Here is a 7,295-nt window from a genome sequence, read left to right as displayed (position 1 = left end):
GTAAGGGGCATAAAGGCATTGATCGATAAGTTGTTGGAGTTGTCGCCAATGCGCACGTCGTCGAAAGCAAAACCGTCGTAATTGCCAAAAGAGTCCGCTCCAAAAGCTATGCGCAGCATTACCGCCGATTGGCCGGCCAAACCGGTAAGTTTATGTTTCACTTTCACCCAGCCGCTGCCCATGCCGCTCCAGCCAACCGACTGTCCGCCCGGGTTTCCCCAGATGTTGGCGTTGTTGAACCAGTTATTCGGGGCGTTGGCCGTGCCTACGTTTTGCCAGGTGGTGCCGCCGTTTATAGAATATTGCAGCACGGCGCCATCCCAGCCTTGCTCGGAGTTCCACCAGGCTTTCATCTCAAAATCAGGGTCGCCGGTCAGGCCTGAGAAGTTAAAACAAGGGCTCAATACCCAGGAGTTTTCACTCGTATTGTAGGTTCCGGTCAGGCTGGTAACCCAGGCGTTTACGCCGGAAGAGGCGCCGATGATGGTTTGTTTGGCCGGTGTGCCGAAAGCCCAGGAAGAGTTGGTGCCGGCTGCGCGCCAGCCGCCCTGCCCGTTTTCAAAGTTCTGGCTGTAAGGGAAAGTAGAAATAACGGGCACCGAAGTAACCGTTCTGCTAGCGGTATTGTTGCTCGGGTCGCCGTCGCCGGCTAATAAGGTGGTAGCCGTAATGGTATATTGGGCCGGCGTTGCCAGGTTTGCTTTCTGGTTGAAGCAGTACGTGTACGTGCCAAGCGGGGCAATGGTAGCCGTTACGGTTTCGGTAACTACCGGGCCGCTGCCGATCTGGTAGCTTACCGGGAAGTTGGTTTGCGCGGCAATGCCTTTGTTGGTAATGGTCACGCAAACGTTTTCAGTAGCCGTTAAGGCGCAACCTGAATTTGGAGAGGTAAAAGCTGTTAGTTCAAGGTCCAGGGTAGGCGTTTCAATAATAGAAACGTCGTCGAACGCAAAACCGTCGTATTCAATAATCCCATCGGCGGCAAATGCTACCCGCAGGCGTACGTTCGGCTGGCCGCCTAAGCCCACCAGCGCATGTTTTGCCAATACATAACCACCACTGGAAGTAGTTGTGATTCCTGCCCAGCCTTGCTGCTGACCGCCAGGGCCGGGGCTGTTAAAAAATGAGCTCGTATTGTACCAGTTGTTCGGGTCGCCGAAATTGCCTACCCGTTGCCAGGTAGCGCCATTGTCGATAGATGATTGCAGTACAGCGCCATCCCAGCCGCCTTCGCTGCTCCACCAGATCTTGGCCTGAAAAATGGGCTGCACAAGGGTAGAAAAATTAAAACAAGGACTCGTAACTGCAGAAGCTTCGCTGCTGTTGTAAGTGCCGGCCAGGTTGGTTACCCAAGCTTTGGTGCCGGAAGCGGCGCCTATAATTGTAGGTTTGGCAGGGGTACCCCAAGCCCAGGAAGAGTTCGAGCCGCCGCTGGTCCAGCTTCCGTTGCTAGCTTCAAAATTTTCGAAATAAGGAAAAGTGGAAATAGGAGTAGTGCAGGCTTGCCCCCAGGCGTGCCCCGCCAGTATCCACATAAAGAGTGAAAAGGGTATTATTTTTTTCATGTGCAGTAGGTTTAAAGTGGTGTTAGCTGTTTAAATTTATTAAATACATTGAGATTGTCAAATTTAAATAACATGCTATTCTGGTATCTGCGCCCTCCGCCTCTAAACTTTTGCTGCAGAAATGTATTATTGATCCATTGAAAAAGGTAAGCGATTGAAAAGTAATAAAATAGTGCTCTGGTTGGCTGTAAAAGCCTTTGTATCTCCCAGCGCTCAATATTTGTTCCAGCACCGGGATAAATTGCTGTCTGTAATAGTTTTACAACCCTGGAAAAGTGTTGTAATAAACTGAAAAAGTTTGAAAATAACAATAAAGCTGAAAAATAGTTTGCTGCTGCTGCAATCCAAACGTCCCGGAAATTCTTTGGGAAAGAAATCCATGGATTTTAATCAGATACGATGAGTTTTTGGTTTAGTTTTCCTACCGTTTTCCGTGCTTTTCAGACTGGTTTCGCTACCGTCTTATACAGCGTATTTCGGCACAAATATTCCCGGAAAATGGCCTTTGCGTTTAGTATTGCCGGTATAGCGATTCATACTTTTTAAGCTTAAAACCCTACCGTTTTTCACTTGGCTGGAAACAAAAAAAAGCCCCGAAGTATTTTCGGGGCTTTTGAGTTTTGGAAGCTAAAACGATAGCGTTTTTCGCTTTAAGGTTTACTTTATGAATTATTCCACGATCAGCTTGCGGGTAGCTACGTTTCCTTCGGAAGCGATCTTGAGGATGTAGATTCCTTTGGCCGTGCCGTTCAGGTTCAGTTGGGTTGTACCGGCGTTGTTGGTTACGGTTTGCTGTTTTACCAGTTTGCCCGTCAGGTCCATTACTTCTACTGAGTAATTGCGGGTGGTAACAGGTACTTTCAGGTTGAATAAGCCATTAGACGGGTTCGGGAACACTACTACGTTGCTTTGCAGGATGTTCTCTTTTACGCCATTTACCACGGTTACACGCTCAACCAGAATATTGTCAAGCACGTTAGCGGTGCCGTTACCGTTGGCATAGGCTTCTTTTACGCTGCTTTCCAGACCAATCTGAAGGCCACCTTTGTTTTTATATGGCGTAAGGTCTACCACAACTTTTTTCCATGGAGCATCCAGGGTGTCGTAACCAGCGAAAGGTGGATTCAGCGTGTTGTCTTTTACGCCATCTACCAGCACATCTACCTGGCGGCCGTTTACCGTTACACGGAAGTTGGTGTTGTAGGCAGAAGCTTTATAGAATTGTTTCAGATCGAAGGTTAAACGCAGGGAATCGGAACCGATGTTGGTTGGGCCTAAGCAGATATAAACTGCCGAGAAAAAGTCAGGGTTATGATCCCAGGCATTTGTTGTACCAACCGGAACAACCCATTTCGGATTGTCGATACCATCCATGATCAGACCTTTAGAAGCAGTAGCCCCAAAGCCAGTAGCCGCAACTTCAGTAATGGCAGAATTCAGGTTCGTAATTTTGCGGGCAGATGCAAGGCTGGTCTGCGCCGTTTCGAAATCGAGGTTAACCGGGAAGTTGGAGTAAAGAGCGTTGGTAATATTGTAAGTAAGGTTGTTGTTAGCCGGTTCAGGGTCGTTGCCCTGGTTGTTGGTAATTCTTACTTCAATGGAATAAGCGCCGGCGGCGGTAAGGTTGGCCGGCTGGTTCGTAAAGATATAAGGCACCTGAGTATCTGGCTGCAGGGTAGGGCCGGCCGGACCGGTAACCCAGTTTCCTACAACGCCGCTCGGGTTCGTAATGCGGTATTGAACGGTGTAGTTAGAAACAGCAACACCACCCAGGTTCTCGATCATCACTTCTACTTTTTCGCTCGCACCGAAACCACAGATCTGGGTAAGTGGCACAAAAGAATTTACGGACAAGTTGTTCGAGTTATCGCCAATGCGGATGTCATCAAAAGCAAAGCCATCATCCTGGCCACTGCCGTCAGAACTGAAGGCTACGCGCAGCAATACCGAAGATTGCCCGGCCAGGCCGGTAAGTTTATGCTTGGCTTTTACCCAGCCATTGCTGCCGTTGCTTGAGCTGTTTCTTCCGCTCCAGCCTACATACACGCCGCCAACGCCAGGGCCAGATGAGCTGTTATTGTTATACCAGTTATTAGGGTCGCCAAAAGCACCCACGTGTTGCCAGGTTAAACCGCCGTCTATAGAAGATTGCAGGGCAGCCTTGTCGTAGTTGTTTTCCATGTTCCACCAGATCTTCATTTCAAAGTCCGGGTCACCGGTTAAGCTGGAGAAGTTAAAGCAAGGTCCAACTACCCGAGATTGCTCGCTGTTGTTGTAAGTGCCGGAAAGACTGGTTTTCCAGGCCTTTGTTCCTGAAGCGGCAGAATTGATAACTGTGCCGGCCGGGGTGCCATGTGCCCAGGAAGAGCTGGTACCACTGGCTAACCAGCCGCCTGGTCCGTTCTCAAAGTTTTCGCTGTACGGGAAGGTAGAAACAGAAGGTATAGAAGTTATGGTTTTTGTAGCCGTGTTGTTAGAGGCTAATACGTCGCCGGGAAGCGAAATAGTAGCAGAAACAACATAGGTGCCCGGCGTTGCCAGGTTTGCATTGGTAGGGAAGCAGAAAGAAGCAGAGGCTCCGGAAGCTAACGGACCCGGGAATACCGCTGTAACTGGGGTGCCGCCATTTATGGTGTAGCTAACCGGTACATTGCTTTGGGCAGCTGTGCCAAAGTTGTTAATGGTAACGCATACCGGGGTTTGCGCAGTCAGGCCACAACCTGAGTTTAAGTTAATGGCGGAAATACCCATCTCGGTTGGAGCCGTTGGAATAAAGGATAATTGCACATTCGGGCGGTTTGAGTAGGTAGTACCGGTGCCTGTTGGCGGGCTGCTGTCCTGGTTCCAGTTTTGCAAAAGCGTGCCGGTTGTGGTGTTCGTTCTGTATGTGATAGCGGTTGAACCGAATAAGCCGGACCCGCCGCCGTTAGATTCGGCTACGATTTCCAGATTGTTCGCGCCGCCCGTATAAGGGAAAGGCGTGCTTAAAGGTATAGTAAGCCAGGTGCCGACTGCTGCAGCGCCAATGTTCAGGTTTCCGTTGTATACCAGCGTTGCTCCTGTTTCGGCGGCCGCAACTGTAGAGGCGGTAATAGAAGTTGCCGTGCTCTGCTTTATGTAGATCTGAACCGGCAGGGTAGCGCTGGCAGCAAGCGTATTGGCTTGCACATAAAACCCGATTGCATTGATCGTTCCGGAGGTACCGATCTCTGAACCGAGGTAAAGCATATGACTGCGTTCATAACCATAAAAGCTGGCTATTGGCCGGCGTTCGGTAGTGCCAGTTGGGTTTCCGGCAGGAACCACAATTGTTGTTTGTGCCTGGCTGAGAATAGATGTTGCCATCAGCCAGATGACTAGGTAAAGTTTTTTCATAATAAATTTTTGTAAGAGAAGATTACTTGCTTGGTAAAAGTAAAAAAGTAAAGTCTAATTTCCTATTGTTTCACAACAAGATTGCTGTTCGGGTAAAGCGGTGATTTTTATATAGTTATAAAAATAGTGAAAAATGCATATTCAAGCTGAAATTTTGCTTTTGAAATGTAAGTTGAAGGAAATCAGGTGCTTTTATTTTTTTTAATAATAAAAGCTGGTGTTGTATTTTAAGGGAGAATTCTGAAAAGTACTATTAAGTTGCCGGGCGGGGCAGTAAGGCGATTTGCCATATCCGGCAGGTGTCTTTTAGAGGCTGTTGCTGATCTTGCTGTTTAACGGGTGGTTGTGCTCTGAACAATAAATCAAGGTAAAACCCAATGCCGGGGAAATAAGCCTGGCAATTTCTATCTGACCTTTGGTTGCTTCGTGTATAGCCGTTCTGAGGCTAATGCATAATTACAGAATCCTGCTGCTGTTTTGCGGGCGTTACAAAATTGATACTAACCGGTTTCATGAGTTAAACTGTTTTTAATTGAATATGTATTGGTCAGTGATTGGAAAGGTAAATTCCTTTAAACCTGTTACTTGTAGTTTTTTAGCCGGGTTTTCAAGGGAATTCTGGGCTTGAGTGTTTGCCTGCGTTATTTTGAAATTATTTAAAAACGATCTGTTTGAATTTCGGGAAATAAGCATTAGTTTTGCGCCCTGAAAGAATACTGTTCTTACATACTTTATATTTATATAGTAAAACACATGGCAAATATTGGCAGGATTACCCAGGTTATCGGTCCGGTAGTGGACGTTAGCTTCTCTGGTGAATCATCAAAGTTACCAAACATCCTCGATGCGCTTGAGGTAATCAAAGAAAACGGCCAGCGGATCATTCTGGAAGTGCAGCAGCACTTAGGCGAAGACCGCGTACGGACCATTTCCATGGACTCAACTGAAGGTCTGACCCGCGGTACGCAGGTAAACGACCTGGAAGGTCCGATCACGATGCCAACCGGCGATGCTATTAAAGGCCGTCTGTTCAACGTAATTGGTGAGGCCATTGATGGTATTGCGCAGCCGGTTTCTACCAAACGCCTGCCAATTCACCGCAGCGCGCCACGTTTCGAAGACCTGGCTACTTCTTCCGAGATCCTTTACACCGGTATTAAAGTTATCGACTTACTTGCTCCTTATGTAAAAGGTGGTAAAATTGGTCTTTTCGGTGGTGCCGGGGTAGGTAAAACGGTATTGATCATGGAGCTGGTAAACAACATTGCAAAGGCTTATTCCGGTCTTTCGGTGTTTGCCGGTGTAGGTGAACGTACCCGCGAAGGAAACGACTTATTGCGCGAATTCTTAGAATCTGATATTATCCGTTACGGCGAAGAGTTTAAACACTCTATGGAAGCCGGTGGCTGGGATCTGTCTAAAGTAGATCACAACGAACTTGAAAAATCACAGGCTACCTTGGTGTTCGGTCAGATGAACGAGCCTCCTGGGGCGCGTGCTCGGGTAGCTCTTTCTGGTCTTACCATTGCAGAAAACTTCCGCGATGGCGATGGCGAAGGTGCTGGTCGTGATATCCTTTTCTTCATCGACAACATTTTCCGCTTTACGCAGGCAGGTGCTGAGGTATCGGCTCTTTTAGGTCGTATGCCATCGGCGGTAGGTTACCAGCCAACGCTGGCAACTGAAATGGGTGCCATGCAGGAGCGTATTACCTCTACCAAACGAGGTTCCATTACTTCTGTACAGGCCGTTTACGTACCTGCGGATGACTTAACTGACCCGGCTCCGGCTACAACGTTTGCTCACTTAGATGCAACAACTGTACTTTCCCGTAAAATTGCTGAGTTAGGTATCTATCCTGCGGTAGATCCATTGGATTCAACTTCCCGTATTCTTTCTGTAGACGTTCTGGGTGCTGATCATTACAATACAGCCCAGCGCGTAAAAGAAATTCTGCAGCGTTACAAAGAACTTCAGGATATCATCGCCATTCTTGGTATGGACGAACTTTCGGAAGAAGATAAACTGGTTGTATCCCGTGCCCGTCGCGTGCAGCGTTTCCTGTCGCAGCCATTCCACGTGGCCGAGCAGTTCACCGGTCTTGCCGGCGTTCTGGTAGATATCAAAGATACCATCAAAGGCTTTAACGAGATCATGGACGGTAAATACGATCACCTGCCGGAAGTTGCTTTCAACTTAGTAGGTTCTATTGAAGATGCCGTTGCCAAAGGTGAAAGACTGATGGCGGAAGCGAAATAATTATTTAATATGCTAATGTGGTAATGTGCTGATGAAAATTGGCACATTACTTAATTTTTTAATTAGCACATTATCACATTAACTAATTAGCACATT

Annotated in this window: 2 protein-coding genes and 1 pseudogene; 1 reads left to right on the top strand and 2 read right to left on the bottom strand. The window is 47.7% G+C overall.

All coding sequences use genetic code 11. The annotated features are described in order from the left end of the window. Both I5M27_RS18185 and I5M27_RS18180 read right to left on the bottom strand, forming a co-directional pair. Positions 1-1,565: pseudogene (locus tag I5M27_RS18185) on the bottom strand (immune inhibitor A domain-containing protein); the annotation flags it as partial. A 669-nt stretch (positions 1,566-2,234) separates the two neighbouring features. Continuing rightward, complete coding sequence (locus I5M27_RS18180; RefSeq protein ID WP_200507819.1) at positions 2,235-4,940, bottom strand: T9SS type A sorting domain-containing protein; 2,706 nt, start codon at positions 4,938-4,940, stop codon at positions 2,235-2,237. 753 nt (positions 4,941-5,693) lie between these two features. Here I5M27_RS18180 and atpD point away from each other — a divergent pair. After that, positions 5,694-7,199, top strand: coding sequence for a F0F1 ATP synthase subunit beta (gene atpD, locus I5M27_RS18175; RefSeq protein ID WP_200507818.1), 1,506 nt, complete (start codon positions 5,694-5,696; stop codon positions 7,197-7,199). Positions 7,200-7,295: the final 96 nt, after the last annotated feature.

Source organism: Adhaeribacter terrigena (assembly GCF_016623615.1).
GTDB classification, from domain to species: domain Bacteria; phylum Bacteroidota; class Bacteroidia; order Cytophagales; family Hymenobacteraceae; genus Adhaeribacter_A; species Adhaeribacter_A terrigena.
Note: the sequence above shows the minus strand (reverse complement) of the source record. Positions and strands in the feature narration are given on the sequence as shown.

Bases quoted from the DNA above. Each gene is read 5' to 3' on its own strand.
- atpD (WP_200507818.1), top strand. From the start codon at position 5,694: ATGGCAAATATTGGCAGGATTACCCAGGTTATCGGTCCGGTAGTGGAC.
- I5M27_RS18180 (WP_200507819.1), bottom strand. From the start codon at position 4,940: ATGAAAAAACTTTACCTAGTCATCTGGCTGATGGCAACATCTATTCTC.